This is a genomic window from Allobosea sp. RCC_152_1, assembly GCF_041360765.1.
Taxonomy (GTDB): Bacteria; Pseudomonadota; Alphaproteobacteria; order Rhizobiales; family Beijerinckiaceae; genus Allobosea; species Allobosea spartocytisi.
The window spans coordinates 374,454-393,499 of the sequence record NZ_JBFUPU010000004.1 but is presented as its reverse complement, the minus strand read 5'-3'; the positions used below and the strand labels follow the sequence as shown (position 1 = coordinate 393,499).

Below are 19,046 nucleotides of genomic sequence, written 5' to 3'. Positions count from 1 at the left end.
GGTGCGGCCACCTTGGCTATCGTGCTCGTCCCCTTCGCGATCTCTGTCGCCGCCGCGTTCGCGGCGGCGCTGCTCTGCGTGCTGCTGCGTCCGCTGCTGCAACGCTACGCGCTGGCGCGCCCCAACGCCCGCTCGAGCCACACGGTGCCGACACCGCAGGGCGGCGGCATTGCCGTGCTCGCCGGCGCGTTCCTGGCCATCGCGCTGGCCTTCGGCCTGAGTCCCGTCGAGGCCGAAGCCGGGCGTGCGCTGCTCGTCGTCGCAACGGGAGCGACAGTGCTTGCCCTAGTCGGCGCCTGGGACGATATCCGGCCTCTGCCGGCGAGCCTGCGATTGGCGCTGCAGGCGGCCTGCGTCGGATTCGTGCTGTTTCGGGCCGCGCCGGAATTGCGGTTGTTTCCGGAGTTCCTTCCGCTTGCCGCCGAGCGGGCCTTGGCGCTCGTCGCCGGCATCTGGTTCGTCAATCTCGTCAACTTCATGGATGGGCTCGACTGGATCACCGTCGCCGGCATCGTGCCGCTTGCGGCGGCCCTCGCCTTGGCCGGCAATGCGGGCGTGATCGATCCGGCGACGGGCTGGCTGGCGGCGGCCCTCTGCGGTGGGCTCATCGGCTTCGCGCCCTTCAACCGGCCGGTGGCGAAGCTCTTTCTCGGGGATGTCGGCTCCCTGCCGATCGGGCTCCTGACCGCTTATCTGCTCTATCGGCTGGCCGGGACGGGCGCCTTCGCGGCGGCGCTCATCCTGCCGCTCTATCATGTCGCCGATTCCACCATCACGCTGCTGCGTCGCCTCGCCCGCGGCGAGAAGGTGTGGGAAGCGCATCGCTCGCATTTCTACCAGCAGGCCACCGTCAACGGCTTCAGCGTCCGCGGCGTCGTCGGACGGGTCGCGGTGCTGAACATCGTCCTGGCGGCGTTGGCGGGATTTTCGATCGCTTGGCCGGGTCTCTGGGTTCAAGGCGCCTGCCTGGCATTGGCGGCCGTGCTGACGGGTCTGCTGTTACGTGCCTTCGCGACGCCACGGGCTGGCCATGGCTGAGGGAACCGTCCTCCTCACCGGTGCCAGCGGCTTTGTCGGGCCGCATGTCGTGGCGGCGCTGACGGGTGCGGGCTGGCGCCTGCGGCTCGCATTGCGGCGGCCGGTCCCGGTGCCTGCCGGCGTCGAGACGGTTCCGATCGGCGATCTCGCGCAAAAGGTGGATTGGAGCGAGGCGCTGCGCGGCGTCGACCATGTCGTGCATATGGCGGGTCTCGCCCATGCAGGGCCGGGGCTCGACGAGGCGCTCTACCAGCGCATCAACACCCAGGCGACGCTGGAGCTGGCACAGGCGGCGGTTACGGCGGGGGTGCGCCGCTTCGTCTATCTCTCGTCGATCAAGGCGCTGTCGGGTGCCTTCGACGGGCCTCCGCTGACCGAGGATGCGGCGCCCGCTCCCGACGATGCCTATGGCCGCTCCAAGCTGGCTGCGGAGCAGGGCCTCGCGGCGCTCGCTCTCGACTGGGTCGCCTTGCGCCCGGTGCTGATCTACGGGCCGGGCGTCAAGGCCAATATGGCGGCCCTGCTGAAGCTGGCGAAGCTGCCGCTGCCCCTGCCGCTCGGCGGGCTTCAGGCGCCGCGCTCGCTGCTCGCCGTCGAGAACCTCGCCGAGGCCATCCGCTTCGCCCTGACACCGGCTTGCCCGCCCCGGCGGAGCTACATCGTCGCCGATCCGGAGCCGGTCAGCGTCGCCGGGATGCTCACGGCCTTGCGCAGCGGCCTCGGCCGTGGATCCGGCTTGCTGCCGGTGCCGGAAGGCTGGCTGCGGCTGGCGGCGCGGCTGGCGGGGCGGGAGGAGACCTTCCTCAAGCTCGCGGGCAGCCTCGTGGCGCGCCCCGAGGGCCTGCTCAGCGCTGGATGGCGGCCGCCGGTAGAGACCGGGGCGGCGCTGGCGCGGCTGGCGGGCTCTGCTCGCGCCGGCTGAAATCCGGGATCGCCTCGTCGAGCACGGCGTTGGCGGCGGCGCGGTCATTCGCCTTGATGGCTTCGTCCAGTTGCGCGAGCCAGCTCTGGATCTTCGCCCGCCCGGCGAAGCTGGGCTTGGCGGCCATCACCCCGTCGAGGCCGGTCTCGGCCATGGGCTCGTCGCGGGCGAAGAGGATCTCGTTGAGCCGCTCGCCCGGCCGCACGCCGCTGACGACGATCTCGATATCCTCGCCGGGCTCGTAGCCGGCCAGCCGGATCATCCGCTCGGCCAGGTCCATGATCCGCACGGGCTGGCCCATCTTGAGCACATACACGGCGGCCCGCTCGGAATCGGTATCCTCGGCCCCGGTATGGGACGCTGCCGTCAGCACGAGATCGCAGGCTTCGCGGATCGTCATGAAATAGCGGATCATGTCGGGGCTGGTGACCGTGACGGGCCCGCCGCGCGCGATCTGCGCCTTGAACTTCGGCACGACCGAGCCGGCCGATCCCAGCACATTGCCGAAGCGCACCGCGACCAGGCGCACGCCCGAGGCGGCCGCGACGAACTCGGCATCGCGCGACTGCGCATACATCTCGGCGAAGCGCTTGGTCGCCCCCAGCATCGAGACGGGCTCGATCGCCTTGTCGGTCGAGATCATCACGAAGGTCTTCGCCCCGGCGGCGATCGCCGCGTCGGCGACGTTCACCGAGCCGAAGATATTGGTCTTGATGCCCTCGCTCCAGTCGGCCTCGAGATAGGGCACATGCTTCAGCGCGGCGGCATGGACGACGATGTCGGGTTGGAAACCGGCGAAGAGCGGCATGATGCGCTCGCGGTCGCGGACATCGGCGAGCACGCCGGAGACGACCGTGTCGCGCTCCTGCACGGCGAGCAGCTCGGTGATCTGGAACAGGGCGGGCTCGGAACTCTCGACCACCAGCAGCTCGGCCGCGCCGAAGGCGGCGCAGCGCAGGCAGATCTCGGAGCCGATCGAGCCGCCGCCGCCGGTGACGATGACGCGCTTGCCTTTCAGGAAGGCGCCGAGACGCCCACGGTCGATGGTGACGGTCGAGCGCACCAGCAGATCCTCGATCTCCAGCGGCGCGACGTCGGTGTCGCGCGTGCCTTCGCCGGAGGCGTCGATCCGGGAGATCGGCACGGCGAGCCGGCGCGTCTGGCTGAGCCATTTCTCCGGATGGGCCTCGGGCACCAATGCGGAGGGCGTCGCGACGATGCGGCGATAGCCCTCGCCACGGTCCGCCGCCTCGCCTGCGACCGTCCCGATCTCCGAGAGCAGGCCGAGCACCGGCACGCCACGGATCGACTGGCCGAGATCGTCGTGACGAGGCGAGAGGATGCCGGCGGGGCGCAGCCGGCGCATCGTCCCGGCTTCCATGGCCCGGATCACCATCTCGACCTCGACGCCGCGGCCGAGCAGCAGGGCCGGCAGCACCGCCTCGCGCTCGGCATTGGTCCGGCCGCGGGCATATTTGAAGTAGCGATAGGCCAGGCGCGGGCCGCCGAGCAGGGCGATCTGGACCAGCCAGTAGAGCGCGATCGAGATCTTGCCGAAATAGAAGGCGCCGTAGAAATCCGGGGCGACGAGGAGATAATCGACCGCAAGCAGCGTCACCGTCAGGACCGAGACGGCCTTCACGATGTTGGAGAGGTCCGGCAGCGAGGCGAAGCGCCATTTCGAGCGGTAGAGCGAGAAGAACCAGTAGACCAGCCCGGCATAGGCGACGAAGAAGGGCAGGAAGCGCGGCAGATAGCGCAGATGCTCGGTGAGCTGGCGGCCCTCGAAGCGCACGACGAAGACGAGCCAGATCGCCAGCGCCGTCATCACCAGATCGTGCAGGACGATGGCGGACTTCTTCAGGTTCTGTTTGGGCAGGATGGCCATGTCAGCGGGGGTATCCCGCTCCCTCGGCGGCTTGTCAACGCGCGAGCCGGTCTAAAACGGGTCAGGCTCGTGGCGGTCGGGCTTCGAGCCCGCTCAAGACGAAGGAGATCATCTCGTCGGCCGAGGGGCCCGGCAGACATTCGAACTGGTTGATGAGCAGCGGGTGCATGAAGCGGGTCATCGCCGTGCGGATGCAGCCGGTCGCCTGGACCGGGTCGATGTCGCGGAACTCACCGTTGGCGATGCCATCCACCACCACGCGGCGCAGCACGGCATCGAAGCGCTCGATATGGGCGATGATCGCGTCCCAGCTTTCCTCCATCGCGGCGCAGACCATCTCCTGCATTCGCACATGGCCGGCGAAGCGAGCGACATTGAGCCGGAACGAGGTCTCCAAGATATCGCGCAACCTGTCAGCGGCCGGCCGGTCCTGACCGGCGATGACGATCATCGCCTCTTCCTGCTCGCGCTTGTAGCGCTCCAGCACCGCCTCGTTGATCGACTTCTTGGAGTCGAAGAAGCGGTAGACATTGGCAGGACTCATCCGCAGGGACTTGGCGATGTCCGCAACGGTCGTCTTCTGGTAGCCGATGTCGCGAAAGAAGCGCTCGGCGGTGTCGACGATGGTCTGCCTGGTATCGCGTTCGGCGTGGGTCACGGCGCGGCCGCTTTGTTTGCTTTCTAGTGTAGGCGGTGAGTATTGATCGCTATGACGAATTTCGTCATTCGTCAACGCTATGGCGAATAAAAGTTTTTCTCCCATGTGGCAACAATCGCGCGCGGCTCGATAAGTTCCGCGCGGCACGCGGGACGTACGATTTCGGCGGGATGGATGCTTCTCCTCAACGGGCAGGAACGGGATCCTCGCTCAAATCGCAGCGTCCCGGTGCCGGCGCGCGATCTCCAGCAAGGCTTCGACATCGAGATGCCCCGCGAGATGGGCGGCGAGATCGTCGAGGGTCTGCTCGATGAGCACGTCGAACCGGACATCCGAGCCTTGCGTGCCGCCGCCGATCGCGCCGAGCCAGGCCGCCCGCATCGCATCCGACGCGAAGGCGCCATGAAGATAGGTGCCGGCGACGCGGCCGTCCGGGCTGGTCGCGCCCTCGGCCCGGCCATCGACTGCGAAGGGCGCGCGCCGGGTGTCGGGGCCTTCGGTCCGGCCGAGATGGATCTCGTAGGCGCGTCCCTGCGCCGCGCTGGCCGCATGGGTGAAGCGGGTCTCGCGCACCGTCTTGTCGGCGTCGAGCACCGTCTCGACATCGAGCAACCCGAGGCCGGGCGCCTCTCCGGCCGGCCCCTCGATGCCCGACGGGTCGCGGACGACGCGCCCCAGCATCTGGTAGCCGCCGCAGAGCCCGAGCACATGCCCGCCGCGACGGTGATGCGCGAGGATGTCGATGTCCCACCCTTCGGCGCGCAGCGCGGCGAGGTCCCGCAGCGTCGTCTTGGAACCGGGCAGGATCACCACATCGGCGATCGGCAGGGGCTGTCCCGGTGGCACCAGCACCAGATCGACCTCCGCTTCGAGCTTGAGCGGATCGAGATCGTCGAAATTGGCGATGCCGGGCAGGATGGGCACGGCGATGCGGATGCGGGCACCGGGCTTGCGCTCGGAACGCAGATCGAGGCCATCCTCGGCCGGCAGCCGGTGCGCCGCCGCGAACCAGGGCACCACGCCGAGGCAGGGCCAGCCGGTGGCTGTGGCGATGGTCTCGACGCCCGGCCGGAACAATTCGACCGCGCCGCGGAAACGATTGACGGCGAAGCCGCGGATCATCGCCCGGTCGGCGGGGTCGAGCACCGCATGGCTGCCGACGAGGCTGGCGATCACGCCGCCGCGGTCGATGTCCCCGATCAGGATGGCAGGCACGTCCGCGGCGCGGGCGAAGCCCAGATTGGCGATGTCGCGGGCGCGCAGATTGGTTTCCGCGGCAGAGCCGGCGCCCTCGACGATGACGAGATCGGCGTCGGCGCAGAGCCGCTCGTAGCTTTGCAGGACCTGCGGCAGGAAATCGCCGCGCCGGGCGAAGTCGCGCGAGGCGAGGCGGCCGGCGACGCGGCCCTGCAGGATGATCTGGCTGCCCTGCTCGCCCTCGGGCTTCAGCAGGACCGGGTTCATGTCGGGATGCGGCGCGACCCGCGCGGCCCGCGCCTGCAGCGCCTGCGCCCGGCCGATCTCGCCTTCGGCGGTGGCGGCGGCATTGTTGGACATGTTCTGCGGCTTGAACGGGCGCACCCGCAGCCCGCGATCGGCGAAGAGCCGGCACAAGCCGGCGACGATCAGCGACTTGCCGACATTCGAGCCGGTGCCGAGAATCATGATGGCGGGCGTGCGGGCGCGGTCCATGCGCCTGCTTAGATCATCTGCGAGGGAAAGGGAGAGGCTTTGCGAACAAAGCAGGGCGTTTGCGCCGACGGGCCAGATGTCGCGAGGCCCCTGACATAATTCGCCGGCCTACTGCGGCATCCTGCTGCGCCAAAGGGGCGAAGTCGCAACGGGCGTCCGCCGTAGACCGGCTGAAAGTGAATAGACACTGACCGGTGATGAATGTCAACATTCATCATTCGATATTTTCAGGCGCCGGAACGACGACCCCGAACGGGGATGCACACGTTCCCACGGCATGGTAGAGCCGGGCCCAGCAAAAGCCTGCCGGACGCCGAAATCCCGATGAATCCGATCTTTTCCGCCCTTCAGACCAGTGTCTTCGAGGTCATGTCCCAGCTCGCGCGCGAGACCGGCGCGGTCAATCTCGGGCAGGGCTTTCCGGATGATCCCGGGCCGGAGGATGTCCGGCGCAAGGCGGCCGAGGCGGTGATCGATGGCTGGAATCAGTATCCGCCGATGATGGGCCTGCCGGAACTGCGGCAGGCGGTCGCGACCCACTACAAGCATTGGCAGGGGCTCGATCTCGATCCCGACAGCGAGATCATGGTGACCTCCGGCGCGACCGAGGCCATCGCCGGGGCGCTGATGGCGCTGGTGACGCCGGGCGACGAGGTCGTGCTGTTCGAGCCGATGTACGACGCCTATGTGCCGCTGGTGCGCCGGGCCGGTGGCATCCCGAAATTCGTGACGCTGACGCCGCCGCATTTCGGCCTGACCGAGGAGGCGCTGGCGAAAGCCTTCTCGCCGAAGACGTGCGTCGTGTTGTTCAACAACCCGCTCAACCCGACGGCGACGATCTTCAGCGAGGCCGATCTCGACCTGCTCGCCGCCTTCTGCAACCGCTATGATGCGATTGCGGTCTGCGACGAGGTCTGGGAGCATGTCGTCTTCGACGGCCACCGCCATGTGCCGGTGCTGGGGCGGCCCGACATGCGCGAGCGCACCGTCAAGATCTCGTCGGCCGGCAAGATCTTCTCGTTGACGGGCTGGAAGGTCGGGCTGGTCATGGCGGCGCCCGCGATCATGCGGGTGCTGGCCAAGGCGCATCAATACATCACCTTCACCACCCCGCCGAACCTGCAGGCCGCGGTCGCCTACGGGCTTGGCAAGGAAGACGGCTATTTCGAAGGGATGCGGGCCGATTTCCAGCGCTCGCGCGACCGCTTCGCCACGGGGCTTCGCGACCTGGGATTCCAGGTGCTGCCGAGCGCGGGCACCTATTTCCTCAATCTCGATATCGCGCCGCTCGGCGAGAGCGACGATGTCGATTTCTGCCGCCGTCTCGTCACGGAGAACGGCGTCGCCGCCATCCCCGTCAGCGCCTTCTATGCGGAAGGTGCGGTGAAGAACGTGGTCCGTTTCTGCTTCGCCAAGCGCGATGCGACGCTCGACGCGGCGCTGGAGCGGCTCGCGGAGCGGCGCCCGCGCGGCTGATTCGGGACTATTCCGAGAGCAGGCGCGTCGCCAGCTCTCCGGCCGCGGCCAGGCGTTGCTGGAGACCCGCGGCGGCGCCGGGGTCGGCCTTGCGCGCGGTTTCCACGGCCTCGACCAGCTGCGCCAGAGCTTTTTGGGCGAGGTCCTTGTCCTTGCCGCGGCGAGCGAGCTGGAGCATGGCCTCGGCCTGGGCCGCGCGCGTCTGGGCCCAGAGCAGCGGCACGGTCTCGCGTCGGCGCTCTTCCAGCGCGGCCGCAAATGTCGCAATGGCCTCCTCGATCACCACCGGTTCGGTGTAGCGTTCGGCCATGGCGCCGAGAACGCTGCCCATCTGGTCTTGAAGCTCGGCCCAGCGCAGCGGCTCCTTTTCGCGGTCGACGGCCGCGGCGACCCGGGTGAGGCTGTTGAAGGCGCGTTCCAGCAGGGCCAGATCGTTGCGGTGGCTGCCGAGCACCGCGCGTGCGCGCGCGATCATGTGCTCGGCCTCGAGCCAGCGCGTCTCGTCGCTGCTGCGGTCCCAGGCGGCAAGCACGGTCGCGAAGGCGGAAATCGCCTCTTCCAGCAGGGCTTCGTCGTGTTGTCTCTTGCCGATAATGAGCGCGAGCCGGCCGAAGCGCAGCTTCAGCGCGCGCCAGAGCAGCGGAGCTTCGTCGCGCTGGAGATGCTCCAGCGCGCGCCGGCAATGCGCCAGGGCCTCGCTGCGAAGCGACTTCTCATCCGTGACCTGCGCAAGCCCTTCGAGGGCGCCGGCCAGTGCTTCCTCGGCTTCGGCGAAGGCGGTTGTATCTTCCAGGCTGTCCAGCCCTTCGAGCTGGCGACGCAGCACTGCCGCGGCGGCGTCATAGCCCTCGCGGCCGCCGAAATCCTCGCTGATGCGGGCGAGCGCGCTGGCTTGGTCGAGCGCGGCCCGGCGGCTGTGTTCGATATCGACGAGCCCGATCAGCGCTGAAGCCTCGCCATAGCGCGCCGCTGCTTCGCGGTAGCTTTCCGGCGCGGCGCGCAGGAAGCTGAGTGCTGCGCGGTCGGCCCGGTTTTCGCCGATCCGCACCCGGCTTCCCGCCGACAGGGCGGTGAGGTCGGTGACTTTTCCGATCAGATGGAGTTCGGCCTTCGCCAGCGCCTTGTCGGCTTCGGCGAGCCGGCCGGCGGCGATGGCGGCCGCCGCTTCGGCGCGCAGCCGCCGGATCTCCGCATCGTCGAGCGGCGATGTGAGGCGACGGGCCAAGGCAAGAAAGTCCTGGGCCTTGCGGTCGAGCAGCGTCTCGTTCGGCAAGGCCTTGCCGGCATCGGTGAGCCAGTCGCCGACCATCGCGGCCAGCGCGACCGGCGGCAATCCGTGGCGTCCGGCGACCCGGGCCAGAAGCGGTGTGATCTCGTCCAAACGGCCGATAGCCGCCTCCCGCCAGGGCTACCGCCATGCTCCCGCTGGGCTCATGGCGGCGATGCATGTCCCCGGGCCGGAAGCGGCTTCCGCGGCCGGCCCGGGGGCGTCCAATCTCACTTCGCGGCGATGACCGCGATCTCGACCGTGAACTGCGGCGCGGCGAGCTTGGCCTCGACCGTGGCGCGGCCCGGCGTGGCGCCCGCAACGACCCACTTGTCCCAGACGGCGTTCATCTCTGCGAAGGTCGACATGTCGGCGAGCCAGATATTGACCATCAGCAGCTTCGACTTGTCCGTGCCAGCCTCGGCCAGCAGGCCGTCGATGATGCCGAGGATGTCGGCCGTCTGCTCCGCCACGCTCTTGCCCGCTGCGGCGCCAGCGACCTGGCCGGCCAGATAGACGGTATCGCCGTGCACGACGGCCTTGGACATGCGGGGACCGGGCTGGATACGCTGGATGCTCATCGTGTAATCTCCTTGAACGGATAGCCTCGCTGGTAGCCCGGCCGGCCCGGTTTCGCAATTGCCAAGGATGCAGGAGCGTTTTCTTCGTGCGAACCGGCATCCGTTTCGCGCCAAAACGCTTCAGGCGAGGCTCGTCCAGCCTGCCCAGAGCGCTGCATAGCGCGCCGCCTTGCCGATCAGCACCAGCAGGATGAAGCGCCCGAGCGGGAAGTTCAGCGTACCGGCGACGAAGGTCAGCGGGTCGCCGACGACCGGCAGCCAGGCGAAGAGCAGCGAGGGCCAGCCGAAGCGCCCGAACCAGCCCTGTGCCTTGGCGAGGCGGGCCGGGTCGGGCCGCAGCCGCACCGGCAGCGCCTCGACGCCGCGCTGTGCGATGAGCCGGCCGAGCCACCAGTTGAGAAGCGAGCCGGCGGTATTCGCCAGGCTCGCCGTCAGGAACAAGGCGAGCGGATCGACGCTCTTCGCCGCCAGCAGCCCGACGAAGACGGCTTCCGACTGCGCCGGCAGCAGGGTCGCGGCAATGAAGGCCGCGCTCGCCATGCCGGCGAGCGACCAGAAGGCTTCCATCAAGATGCGGAGCCGGAGAGGGCGGGCCGGGGCGGGAACGACATCGCGGCTGGATTCTACAGCCGCCGCAGGGCGACCTGCTGGATGCGGTGGCTCGCGCCTTTGGTCAGGATCAGGCTGGCGCGCTGGCGCGTCGGCAGGATGTTCTCCTGCAGGTTCGGCAGGTTGATGCCGGTCCAGAGCTTCTCGGCGATGGAGAGGGCTTCCTCCTCCGCGATCTCGGCATATTTGCGGAAGAACGAGCGCGGATCGCGGAAGGCGGTGTGGCGCAGCGTCATGAAGCGGTTAACGTACCAGCGGTGCAGATCGTTCTCGTCGGCGTCGAGATAGACCGAGAAGTCGAAATAATCCGAGACGAAGGGGATCACCGTGCCGTCCTTCGGCATGCGGCTCGGCTGCAGCACGTTCAGCCCCTCGAGGATCAGGATGTCCGGCCGCTCGACCGTCACCGTCTCGCCCGGCACGACGTCGTAGACGAGGTGCGAATAGACCGGCGCCGACACTTGCGGCTTGCCCGCCTTCACATCGGAGAGGAAGCGCAGGATCGCCTGGCCGTCATAGCTTTCGGGGAAGCCCTTGCGCTGCATCAGCCCGCGCCGTTCCAGCTCGGCGTTGGGAAGCAGGAAGCCGTCGGTGGTGACGAGCTCGACCTTCGGCGTATTGGGCCAGCGCGAGAGCAGGGCCTTGAGCACGCGCGCCGTGGTCGACTTGCCGACTGCGACCGAGCCGGCGACCCCGATAATATAGGGCACCTTGGGCTCGGATTCGGCCAGAAGGAAGCGCTGCGTCGCCTTGAACAGCCCCTGCGTCGCCGCGACATAGAGCGAGAGCATGCGCGACAGCGGCAGGTAGATCGCGACAATCTCGTCGAGCGAGATCGGATCGTTGAGCGATTGCAGCTTGGTCAGGTCGTCGACCGAGAGCGTCAGCGGCTGATCGGCGCGCAGATGCGCCCACTCGTCGCGCGAGAAGATGCGATAGGGCGAGACGAGGTCGCGTTCCGGCGGGGTCGAGATGAGGCGCTGGTCCATGACGCGACCCGCAATCCAGGATTCGAGGTTCAAAGGGGGATCATCCTCGCCGGGTCTTCGACGCTACTCAACCGGATCTGGCCGCCTTCTCCGCCAGTCCGGACCGGGCCGTACGGGCTTCAAGCTGGCTCAAGACGTCTTGCAATGCAATATCGCGGCTCTTGAGCACGACCAAAAGATGATACAGCACGTCGGCGCTTTCGGCGATCAGCTCTGCGCGGTCGCCCTTCACGGCCGCGATGACGGCCTCGACCGCCTCCTCTCCGAACTTCTTGGCGGCACGCTCGGGACCGGCGGCGATGAGCTTCGCCGTCCAGGATTCCTCGGGCGAGGCGCTGGCGCGTTCGGCGATGCGGGCTTCGAGATCGGTCAGGGTAAAACCGGCCATGTCAATCGAGCCTCATCCTGAGGCCCGCTTCCGCCATATGGGCCTTGGCCTGACCGATCGTGTAGGTGCCGAAATGGAAGATCGAGGCGGCGAGCACGGCTGAGGCATGGCCTTCGCTGACGCCGGCGACGAGATCGTCGAGGTCGCCGACACCGCCCGAGGCGATCACCGGAACCGAGACCGCATCCGCGATGGCGCGCGTCAGGCCGAGATCATAGCCGGACTTGGTGCCGTCCTTGTCCATCGAGGTCACCAGCAATTCGCCCGCACCCAGCGAGACGACCTCGCGCGCGAAGGCGACGGCCTCGATGCCGGTGGCGTTGCGCCCGCCATGGGTGAAGATCTCCCAGCGGCCGGGCGAGACCTGCTTGGCGTCGATCGCGACCGTGATGCACTGGGCGCCGAATTTCTCCGCCGCTTCCTTGACGAAGAGCCGGTTGGTGACGGCGGCGGTGTTGATCGAGACCTTGTCGGCGCCGGCCAGCAGCAGCGCGCGGATATCTTCGACCTTGCGCACCCCGCCGCCGACGGTGAGCGGCATGAAGCAGGCTTCAGCCGTGCGCGTCACCACGTCGAACAGGATGCCGCGATCCTCATGGCTTGCGGTGATGTCGAGGAAGCAGAGCTCGTCCGCGCCGGCCGCGTCATAGGCCTTGGCGGCCTCGACGGGATCGCCGGCATCGACGAGGTCGACGAACTTGACGCCCTTGACGACGCGGCCGTCCTTGACGTCGAGGCAGGGAATGATGCGCGTCTTCAAGGTCATCGTCGACAGGGCCCAGGCCGTTGGAAAAAGCCGCCGGAAACCGGCTCCTCTAAACCATTGCGGCGCCGGTTGACAGTCCGTCGCGCACGTTCCTTGCTTGGCCTGCGGTTTCGACAGCTCCGAGGTCATCCGATCATGCGCCTGTTCTCCCTGCTCCGCCCCGGCCTGCTGCTGCCGGCCTTGTCCTTCGGCCTGACCCTGGCCGGCGCCGTCCACGCGCAGACGCCCGCGAGCCTGCTCGACACCGTGCAGAGCCGAGGCAGCCTGCAAATCTGCACCACCGGCGACTACAAGCCCTTCACGCTGGCCAAGGACGGCAGCTTCGAGGGCATCGACATCGAGCTGGCGAAATCGCTCGCCAAGGCGCTCGGCGTCGAGGCCAAGTTCGTCCAGACGAAATGGGCCGATCTGCTGACCGACATGGGCTCGGGCAAATGCGACGTCGCGATGGGCGGCATCTCGGTGACGCTCGACCGGCAGAAGAAGGTGTTCTTCTCCGCGCCCTATCTCGTCAACGGCAAGGCGCCGATCGTGCGCTGCGCCGACAAGGACAAGTTCCAGACGGTCGCGGCCATCGACAAGCCGGAGACCCGCGTCATCGTCAATCCCGGCGGCACCAACGAGCGTTTCGTGCGCGCCAATTTCAAGCAGGCCAAGATCGAGGTCTTCCCCGACAACGTCACGATCTTCGACCAGATCCTCGCCGGCAAGGCCGACCTGATGATCGCCGAGTCGATCGAGGTGAAGGTGCAGGAGAAGGCCAAGCCCGGCCTCTGCGCCGTCAATCCGGACGAGCCGCTGCAATATGGCGAGATGGGCTACATGCTCCCGCGCGGCGACGCGACCTTCAAGGCCTTCGTCGACCAGTGGCTGCATCTCGCCAAGGCGACGGGCGAGTTCGCCAAGATCTACGACCAGTTCGTGCGCTGAGGATGTTCGTCGCGCTGCCGGGGCTGGAACCGGCGGCGCGGTGACGGCGCGACCCGGTCGGAGCTGATCGGCGGGGGCGGGCTCGATGTCCGCCCCGATAGTCATTCTTCATCACTTGTCGATACGGTGGCGGCGCAAGGCGGAAGGCTCCGCCGGCTTTCCGGGGGGAAACGCTGCCATGTGCGAGAATTGCGTCGCTCGTCATCCGTTGCCGCGCCCGTCGCGTCGCTCCCTCCTCGGCCTGGGCGCCGCGCTTGCGCTCGCGGGCGGGATGGCCGGCGGCGTCTCGATGGCCTCCGCGCAGACCGCGAGCCCGGTGGATGTGCCGACCGGGGAAGAGGCGTTGAAGCGGCTGATGGCGGGCAATGCCCGCTACGTGGCCAACAAGCCCCGGCATCGGGATTTCTCGGCTGGACGGGCGGCCCGCGCCAGTTCGCAGCATCCCTTCGCCTCGATCGTCGGCTGTGCCGATTCGCGCCTTGCTCCCGAGCTGACCTTCGACCAGAGCGCCGGCGATCTCTTCGTCGTCCGGGTTGCGGGGAATTTCGTCAACGAGGATGGGCTGGCGAGCCTCGAATTCGGCGCGGCCGTCCTGCAGTCGCCCTTGATCCTGGTGCTCGGGCATACGCGCTGCGGCGCGATTTCCGCGACCATCGATGCAGTGAAGAACGGGACGCAATTGCCCGGCCACCTGCCTGCCTTGGTCAATGCGATCCGGCCTGCCGTCGTCGAGGCGCAGAAAGCCGGCGCCGCCGATATGCTGGAAGCGGCGACGGAGGCGAATGTCCGGCTCAATGTCGAGCGGCTGAAGACGGCGGCTCCGATCCTCGCCCAGCGCGTCGCCGAGAAGAAGCTGACGGTCGTCGGCGGCGTCTACGACCTCGCCACCGGCAAGGTGAAGCTGATCTGAGGCTCAGGCGGCCCGGGCCAGCCGGTCGAGTGCTGCCGTCGGATCGATCCGACCGTCATAGAGGGCCCTGCCCGTGATCGCGCCTTCGAGGATCGAGGCGTCATCAGCGCAAAGGCGCTCGATATCGGCCATGGAGGCCAGGCCGCCCGAGGCGATCACCGGGATCGAAACCGCCTTCGCCAGCGCGATCGTGCCGTCCCAGTTGATGCCCTGGAGCATGCCGTCGCGGGCGATGTCGGTGTAGACGATCGCGGCCACGCCGGCATCCTCGAAGCGCTTGCCGAGATCGGCCGCCGCCAATGTCGAGGTCTCGGCCCAGCCTTCCACGGCCACGAAGCCGTCGCGCGCGTCGATGCCGACCGCGACCTTGCCCGGAAACGCCTTTGCCGCCTCGCGCACGAAACCGGGATCGCGCACCGCCGCCGTGCCGATGATGACTCGGGCGATGCCCTTGTCGAGCCAGCCGGCGACCGTCTTCATGTCACGGATGCCGCCGCCGAGCTGCACGGGAAAGGCGACGCGCTTCAGGATGGCTTCGACCGCCGCCGCGTTCATCGGCTTGCCAGCGAAGGCGCCGTCGAGATCGACGACATGCAGCCACTGGAAGCCCTGGGCCTCGAAGGTCGCAGCCTGCGCGGCCGGGTCGTCGTTGAAGATCGTGGCCTGCGCCATGTCGCCCTGCTTCAGGCGGACGCAGCGGCCTTCCTTGAGATCGATCGCGGGAAAGAGGATCACGGCTTCCAGCTCAGGAAATTGGCGATGAGCTTGAGGCCGAGCGCCTGGCTCTTCTCGGGGTGGAACTGCGTGCCCGCGACGTTGCCATGCGCAACCATTGCGGTCACCGGGCCGCCATGGTCGGTCAGTGCGACCACGTCCTGCGCCCGTTCCGGCGTCAGCGCATAGGAATGGACGAAATAGGCGTGCAGTCCCTGCGGGCCGGTCTCGATGCCGGCGAGCAGCGGGTGCTCGTTCTGCCGGTGCAGCGTGTTCCAGCCCATATGCGGGATCTTGAGGCTCTCGTCGCGCGGCTTGATCAGGGCGACATCGCCCGGAATCCAGCCGAGCCCCTCGGTTATCGTGTATTCGAGCCCGCGCGAGGCGAGGAGCTGCATGCCGACGCAGATGCCGAGGAAGGGTCGGCCCTTGCCCCGCACCACCTCTTCCAGCGTCTCGACCATGCCGGGAACGGCGTCGAGCCCGCGCCGGCAATCGGCGAAGGCTCCGACGCCCGGCAGCACGATACGGTCGGCCGCACGCACGACATCGGTGTTGCTGGTGACATGAATGGTCGAAGGAATGCCGGCCTCGGCCGCCGCCCGCTCGAACGCCTTGGCGGCCGAGTGCAGGTTGCCCGAGCCGTAGTCGATGATCGCGACGGATTGGCTCATCGCCCCTGCGCCTCCGGGAAGAGGCCGATGATCGGCAGAGCGCCGCTCGGTCGTGCTGCCGCGGCGGGCGTTGCGGTTGCGATCCGCGGCGCGACGGGCTCATCGGCGAGCGCGCGTTCGAAATAACGGCGCTCGGCCTCGGCCAGCGAGCGCGCCTCGACGACATCCGCCAGGCGCCAGCCCTTGCGGGTGAGCTTGCGGATGACGAGATTGCGCCCCTCGACGCCGAGGAAGAACGCGATCGTCCAGTAGATCAGCCCGAGCGCGGTCGGGTGGAAGCCGAAGCGCGTCTGGAGAAAGAAGATCGCACCCCAGGCCAGCACGAACAGCAGCGTCGCCAGCCAGAGCCGTTGGCCGAGCAGCCAGAGCCCGTGAAGCAGGAACGCGCCCCAGGAGAAGCTGTCGGGAACGAGGCGTGCCCGCTCGACCGCTTCGCGCTCGCCGCCTTCGGCCGAGGGCGGCGTCATCACCGTGTAGAATGCCATCCTCGCCTCCTCAGAGCGCGCCCTTGGTCGAGGGCACGCGGCCGCCTTCGCGCGGATCGACCTCGAGCGCCTGCCTCAGCGCCCGCGCCAGCCCCTTGAAGCAGCTCTCGGCGATATGGTGGGCACTGTCGCCATAGAGCGTCTCGACATGCAGCGTGATGCCGGCATTCATCGCGAAGGCCTGGAAGAATTCGCGCACCAGCTCGGTGTCGAAGGTTCCGATCTTCTGCGCCTTGAACTCGGTGCGGAACACCAGGAACGGCCGGCCGGAGACATCGAGCGCGACGCGGGTCAGCGTCTCGTCCATCGGCAAGTGGACATCGGCATAGCGGCGGATGCCCTTCTTGTCGCCGAGCGCCTGCCTGAGAGCCTCGCCGAGCGCGATACCGGCATCCTCGACCGAATGGTGGTCGTCGATATGGGTGTCGCCCTTCACCTTGACCTTGAGGTCGATCAGCGAATGGCGGGCGAACAGGTCGAGCATATGGTCGAAGAAGCCGACGCCGGTGGCGATCTCGGCCTTGCCGGTCCCGTCGATGGTGAGCGAGACCGCGATATCGGTCTCGTTGGTGCGACGCTTCACTTCGCCCGAACGCATGCTGGCCTCTCAGGGCAGGCTGGAAAACGGCTTCGCTTTAGCAGGGGCAAGCGGGGATGGCCACAGGCGCGGTGCCCCGGCTGTCACACGCGTCATGCTCGGGCCTGACCCGAGCATCTCGTGACGGATGAGGCTCCCGCGCTGCGTCCTTCCAGAGATTCTCGGGTCTGCGCTGCGCTTCGCCCGAGAATGACGGCTGGCGTCTCACACCTTTGCCAGCGCCTGCTCCAGATCGGCGATCAGGTCGTCGGCGTGCTCCAGCCCGATCGAGAGACGGATCATGCCGTCGGTGACGCCCATATCGGCCCGGACTTCCGGGCTGAAGCGCTGGTGCGTCGTCGTCGCGGGATGGACGATCAGGCTCTTGGCGTCACCGAGATTGTTCGAGATGCGGATCAGCTTGCAGGCGTTGAGCAGGCGATAGGCGGCGTCCTTGCCGCCGGGCACCTCAAAGGCGATCAGCGTCGAGGGGCCGCTCATCTGGCGTGCGATGATCGCGGCCTGCGGGTGGCTCTCATGGCCGCAGAAGATGACCTTTGAGGGCTTCGGGTGAGCGGCGAGCCAATCCGCGACCTTGGTCGCATTCTCGGCCTGCTTGGCAACGCGCAGCGGCAGCGTCTCCAGCGCCTTCAGCATCACCCAGGCGTTGAAAGGCGAGATCGCCGGGCCGGTCTGGCGCAGGAAGGTCTGGATATCGCCCTCGATCAGCGCCTTCGAGCCGACGATCAGGCCGCCGAGGCAGCGCCCCTGCCCGTCGATATGCTTGGTGGCGGAATAGACGACGAGATCGGCGCCGAGCTCGAGCGGACGCTGGAAGAGCGGCGTGGCGAAGACGTTGTCGACGACGAGCGTCGCGCCCGCTGCCTTCGCGATCTCGGCGACGGCGGCGATGTCGATGATCTCCAGCGTCGGGTTCGACGGACTTTCAAGGAAGAGGACTTTGGTGTTCGGCCGGATCGCCTTGCGCCAGGCCTCGAGATCGGTGCCGTCGACCAGCGTCGACGCGACGCCGTAGCGCGGCAGATGGTCCTCGACGACGTAGCGACAGGAGCCGAAGAGCGCACGCGCCGCCACGACATGGTCGCCGGCGCGCACCTGCGCCATCACGGCGGCGGTGACCGCGGCCATGCCGGTCGCGGTGGCACGGCAGGCCTCGGCGCCCTCGAAGGCCGCCATGCGGCCTTCCAGCATCGCGACGGTGGGATTGGAGAAGCGGGCATATTGGAAGCCCGGATCCTTGTTCAGGAAGCGCGCCTCGCATTGCTCGGCGCTGTCATAGACATGGCCCTGCGTCAGGAACAGCGCCTCGGAGGTCTCGCCGAACTGCGAGCGCATGGTGCCGGCATGGACCAGACGCGTCTCGGGATGCAGCTTCGCTGCGGCGTTGTCCGATGTCGACATGATCAGCCTCAATCCGTTCTTTATAACGGACAGAGCCAGTAGCAGCTTCCATTCTGTTCGTAAAGAAGAACAGAAATTCCTTTTCGGGAAACGCGCGGCGCGGGAATCCTTCCGCCGGGTTCAGCTCCTGCGTTCGGCAGGCCGTCCGAGCGGCTTGAGGAAGCCGGCGAGATCCGTCGTGACATGGTGGACATGGCCGGCTTCGACCGCGACCTGCTCCCAGGCCTCGCGGAAGGGATCGGGCGTCCGCGGCACGATCAGCACGGTCTTCATGCCGAGCGCGCTCGGGACGACGAGATTCTTCTCGATGTCCTCGAACATCGCCGCCCGCCCGGGATCGACGGAGTGCTTGGCCAGGAAATTCTCATAGGTCGCGCGTTCGGGCTTGGGCAGGAAGCCGGCCTGCACGATGTCGAAGATATCCTCGAAATGGTGGAGGATGCCGAGCTTGCCGGCGACGTTCTCGGCATGGCCGCGCGAGCCATTGGTCAGGATCAGCTTGCGGCCCGGCAGAGCGGCGATGGCCTCGCCCAGTTCCGGGTTGGGGTCGAGCAGCGACAGGTCGATCTGGTGGGCGAAGTCGAGGAAGTCGTCGGGATCGACGCCATGCTCCTCCATCAGCCCCTTCAGCGTCGTGCCGTAGCGCTGGTAGTAGTATTTCTGCAGGGCCCGTGACGAGAGGCCGTCGAGGCCGAACAGCTCCGCCAGGAACAGGGTGATGCGCTCGTCGACCTGCGGCCAGACCTTGGCCTCGTGCGAATAGAGCGTGTTGTCGAGGTCGAAGACCCAGTGATCGACATGCGCGAAGCCTTCCGCCGTCAGGGGCGGGGTCGCGACCGGGATGTCAGGAAGTGTTTTCATCGGACTCCGAGATGTGGCGAGCCGGAGTCTGCGCTGCAAGTCCTTGGCCAAGGCTTAATCGCGGGCGCGCTCGACGCCCTCCACCCCGTCATTCCGGACAAGCCGCGGTAGCGGCGCTGATCCGGAATCCATCATAAGGCTCGGTGCTCTACGATGGATTCCGGGTCTCCGCTGCGCTCCGCCCGGAATGACGGGCTGG

20 protein-coding genes are annotated in these 19,046 nt (G+C 67.7%); 5 read left to right on the top strand and 15 right to left on the bottom strand.

Features of this window, described 5'->3' with window-relative positions; genetic code table 11:
* The first annotated feature begins 18 nt into the window (after nt 1-18).
* A complete protein-coding gene (locus AB6806_RS16600) occupies nt 19-1,038 on the top strand; it encodes an MraY family glycosyltransferase (RefSeq protein ID WP_370955011.1) in 1,020 nt (339 codons plus the stop codon).
* The gene (locus AB6806_RS16595) at nt 1,031-1,960 is read left to right on the top strand and encodes an NAD-dependent epimerase/dehydratase family protein (RefSeq protein WP_142022388.1); all 930 of its coding nucleotides are present in this window, start codon (nt 1,031-1,033) and stop codon (nt 1,958-1,960) included. Before AB6806_RS16600 ends, AB6806_RS16595 begins: the two co-directional genes overlap by 8 nt.
* On the opposite strand, the gene AB6806_RS16590 is transcribed toward AB6806_RS16595, so the two are convergent.
* From AB6806_RS16590 to AB6806_RS16580, 3 genes are all read right to left on the bottom strand, one after another.
* The gene (locus AB6806_RS16590; protein ID WP_038365225.1) at nt 1,884-3,839 is read right to left on the bottom strand and encodes an SDR family NAD(P)-dependent oxidoreductase; all 1,956 of its coding nucleotides are present in this window, start codon (nt 3,837-3,839) and stop codon (nt 1,884-1,886) included. The two genes, AB6806_RS16595 and AB6806_RS16590, sit on opposite strands and share 77 nt — an antisense overlap.
* A gap of 70 nt (nt 3,840-3,909) precedes the next feature.
* Nucleotides 3,910-4,506, bottom strand: coding sequence for a TetR/AcrR family transcriptional regulator (locus AB6806_RS16585; protein ID WP_318652225.1), 597 nt, complete (start codon nt 4,504-4,506; stop codon nt 3,910-3,912).
* 210 nt (nt 4,507-4,716) lie between these two features.
* Nucleotides 4,717-6,198, bottom strand: coding sequence for a cobyric acid synthase (locus tag AB6806_RS16580; protein WP_370954969.1), 1,482 nt, complete (start codon nt 6,196-6,198; stop codon nt 4,717-4,719).
* 324 nt (nt 6,199-6,522) lie between these two features.
* Here AB6806_RS16580 and AB6806_RS16575 point away from each other — a divergent pair, with 324 nt between their 5' ends.
* Nucleotides 6,523-7,674 (top strand): aminotransferase, encoded by a 1,152-nt coding sequence (locus tag AB6806_RS16575; protein WP_142022387.1) that lies wholly within the window; start codon nt 6,523-6,525, stop codon nt 7,672-7,674.
* A 7-nt stretch (nt 7,675-7,681) separates the two neighbouring features.
* Here AB6806_RS16575 and AB6806_RS16570 read toward each other — a convergent pair whose 3' ends face one another.
* From AB6806_RS16570 to hisF, 6 genes are all read right to left on the bottom strand, one after another.
* Nucleotides 7,682-9,055, bottom strand: coding sequence for a hypothetical protein (locus AB6806_RS16570; RefSeq protein WP_142022386.1), 1,374 nt, complete (start codon nt 9,053-9,055; stop codon nt 7,682-7,684).
* A gap of 116 nt (nt 9,056-9,171) precedes the next feature.
* Complete coding sequence (locus tag AB6806_RS16565; protein ID WP_038364814.1) at nt 9,172-9,522, bottom strand: RidA family protein; 351 nt, start codon at nt 9,520-9,522, stop codon at nt 9,172-9,174.
* A gap of 120 nt (nt 9,523-9,642) precedes the next feature.
* Entirely contained in the window at nt 9,643-10,089 is a 447-nt protein-coding gene (locus AB6806_RS16560) for a YqaA family protein (protein ID WP_185747987.1), read from the bottom strand.
* Nucleotides 10,090-10,145: 56 nt separating this feature from the next.
* Nucleotides 10,146-11,120, bottom strand: a complete 975-nt coding sequence (gene coaA / locus AB6806_RS16555) for a type I pantothenate kinase (RefSeq protein WP_051988265.1) — start codon at nt 11,118-11,120, stop codon at nt 10,146-10,148.
* Between the two features lie 67 nt (nt 11,121-11,187).
* Entirely contained in the window at nt 11,188-11,508 is a 321-nt protein-coding gene (locus AB6806_RS16550; protein ID WP_142022384.1) for a phosphoribosyl-ATP diphosphatase, read from the bottom strand.
* Nucleotide 11,509: 1 nt separating this feature from the next.
* Nucleotides 11,510-12,274 carry an imidazole glycerol phosphate synthase subunit HisF gene (hisF, locus tag AB6806_RS16545; protein WP_112762498.1) on the bottom strand — a complete coding sequence of 255 codons (765 nt, stop codon included), beginning with the start codon at nt 12,272-12,274 and terminating at the stop codon, nt 11,510-11,512.
* A 135-nt stretch (nt 12,275-12,409) separates the two neighbouring features.
* Here hisF and AB6806_RS16540 point away from each other — a divergent pair, with 135 nt between their 5' ends.
* Both AB6806_RS16540 and AB6806_RS16535 read left to right on the top strand, forming a co-directional pair.
* A complete protein-coding gene (locus AB6806_RS16540) occupies nt 12,410-13,204 on the top strand; it encodes a transporter substrate-binding domain-containing protein (protein WP_142022383.1) in 795 nt (264 codons plus the stop codon).
* Nucleotides 13,205-13,382: 178 nt separating this feature from the next.
* Entirely contained in the window at nt 13,383-14,114 is a 732-nt protein-coding gene (locus tag AB6806_RS16535; RefSeq protein WP_142022382.1) for a carbonic anhydrase, read from the top strand.
* A 3-nt stretch (nt 14,115-14,117) separates the two neighbouring features.
* On the opposite strand, the gene hisA is transcribed toward AB6806_RS16535, so the two are convergent.
* From hisA to AB6806_RS16505, 6 genes are all read right to left on the bottom strand, one after another.
* Nucleotides 14,118-14,858: a 1-(5-phosphoribosyl)-5-[(5-phosphoribosylamino)methylideneamino]imidazole-4-carboxamide isomerase gene (gene hisA / locus AB6806_RS16530; RefSeq protein ID WP_142022484.1), complete on the bottom strand. Its 741-nt coding sequence runs from the start codon at nt 14,856-14,858 to the stop codon at nt 14,118-14,120.
* Nucleotides 14,846-15,502, bottom strand: a complete 657-nt coding sequence (hisH, locus tag AB6806_RS16525; protein WP_370954968.1) for an imidazole glycerol phosphate synthase subunit HisH — start codon at nt 15,500-15,502, stop codon at nt 14,846-14,848. Before hisH ends, hisA begins: the two co-directional genes overlap by 13 nt.
* Nucleotides 15,499-15,987 carry a DUF2628 domain-containing protein gene (locus tag AB6806_RS16520; protein ID WP_370954967.1) on the bottom strand — a complete coding sequence of 163 codons (489 nt, stop codon included), beginning with the start codon at nt 15,985-15,987 and terminating at the stop codon, nt 15,499-15,501. Before AB6806_RS16520 ends, hisH begins: the two co-directional genes overlap by 4 nt.
* A gap of 10 nt (nt 15,988-15,997) precedes the next feature.
* Nucleotides 15,998-16,585, bottom strand: a complete 588-nt coding sequence (hisB, locus tag AB6806_RS16515; protein WP_370954966.1) for an imidazoleglycerol-phosphate dehydratase HisB — start codon at nt 16,583-16,585, stop codon at nt 15,998-16,000.
* A gap of 204 nt (nt 16,586-16,789) precedes the next feature.
* Nucleotides 16,790-17,986, bottom strand: coding sequence for an O-succinylhomoserine sulfhydrylase (locus tag AB6806_RS16510; protein ID WP_370954965.1), 1,197 nt, complete (start codon nt 17,984-17,986; stop codon nt 16,790-16,792).
* 120 nt (nt 17,987-18,106) lie between these two features.
* The gene (locus tag AB6806_RS16505; protein ID WP_038364797.1) at nt 18,107-18,847 is read right to left on the bottom strand and encodes a pyrimidine 5'-nucleotidase; all 741 of its coding nucleotides are present in this window, start codon (nt 18,845-18,847) and stop codon (nt 18,107-18,109) included.
* Nucleotides 18,848-19,046 lie beyond the last annotated feature (199 nt).

Bases quoted from the DNA above. Each gene is read 5' to 3' on its own strand.
- AB6806_RS16595 (WP_142022388.1), top strand. From the start codon at position 1,031: ATGGCTGAGGGAACCGTCCTCCTCACCGGTGCCAGCGGCTTTGTCGGG.
- AB6806_RS16505 (WP_038364797.1), bottom strand. From the start codon at position 18,847: ATGAAAACACTTCCTGACATCCCGGTCGCGACCCCGCCCCTGACGGCG.
- AB6806_RS16575 (WP_142022387.1), top strand. From the start codon at position 6,523: ATGAATCCGATCTTTTCCGCCCTTCAGACCAGTGTCTTCGAGGTCATG.
- AB6806_RS16520 (WP_370954967.1), bottom strand. From the start codon at position 15,987: ATGGCATTCTACACGGTGATGACGCCGCCCTCGGCCGAAGGCGGCGAG.
- AB6806_RS16510 (WP_370954965.1), bottom strand. From the start codon at position 17,986: ATGTCGACATCGGACAACGCCGCAGCGAAGCTGCATCCCGAGACGCGT.
- coaA (WP_051988265.1), bottom strand. From the start codon at position 11,120: ATGGACCAGCGCCTCATCTCGACCCCGCCGGAACGCGACCTCGTCTCG.
- AB6806_RS16540 (WP_142022383.1), top strand. From the start codon at position 12,410: ATGCGCCTGTTCTCCCTGCTCCGCCCCGGCCTGCTGCTGCCGGCCTTG.
- AB6806_RS16550 (WP_142022384.1), bottom strand. From the start codon at position 11,508: ATGGCCGGTTTTACCCTGACCGATCTCGAAGCCCGCATCGCCGAACGC.
- AB6806_RS16565 (WP_038364814.1), bottom strand. From the start codon at position 9,522: ATGAGCATCCAGCGTATCCAGCCCGGTCCCCGCATGTCCAAGGCCGTC.
- hisB (WP_370954966.1), bottom strand. From the start codon at position 16,585: ATGCGTTCGGGCGAAGTGAAGCGTCGCACCAACGAGACCGATATCGCG.
- hisH (WP_370954968.1), bottom strand. From the start codon at position 15,502: ATGAGCCAATCCGTCGCGATCATCGACTACGGCTCGGGCAACCTGCAC.
- hisF (WP_112762498.1), bottom strand. From the start codon at position 12,274: ATGACCTTGAAGACGCGCATCATTCCCTGCCTCGACGTCAAGGACGGC.
- AB6806_RS16535 (WP_142022382.1), top strand. From the start codon at position 13,383: ATGTGCGAGAATTGCGTCGCTCGTCATCCGTTGCCGCGCCCGTCGCGT.
- AB6806_RS16560 (WP_185747987.1), bottom strand. From the start codon at position 10,089: ATGGAAGCCTTCTGGTCGCTCGCCGGCATGGCGAGCGCGGCCTTCATT.
- AB6806_RS16580 (WP_370954969.1), bottom strand. From the start codon at position 6,198: ATGGACCGCGCCCGCACGCCCGCCATCATGATTCTCGGCACCGGCTCG.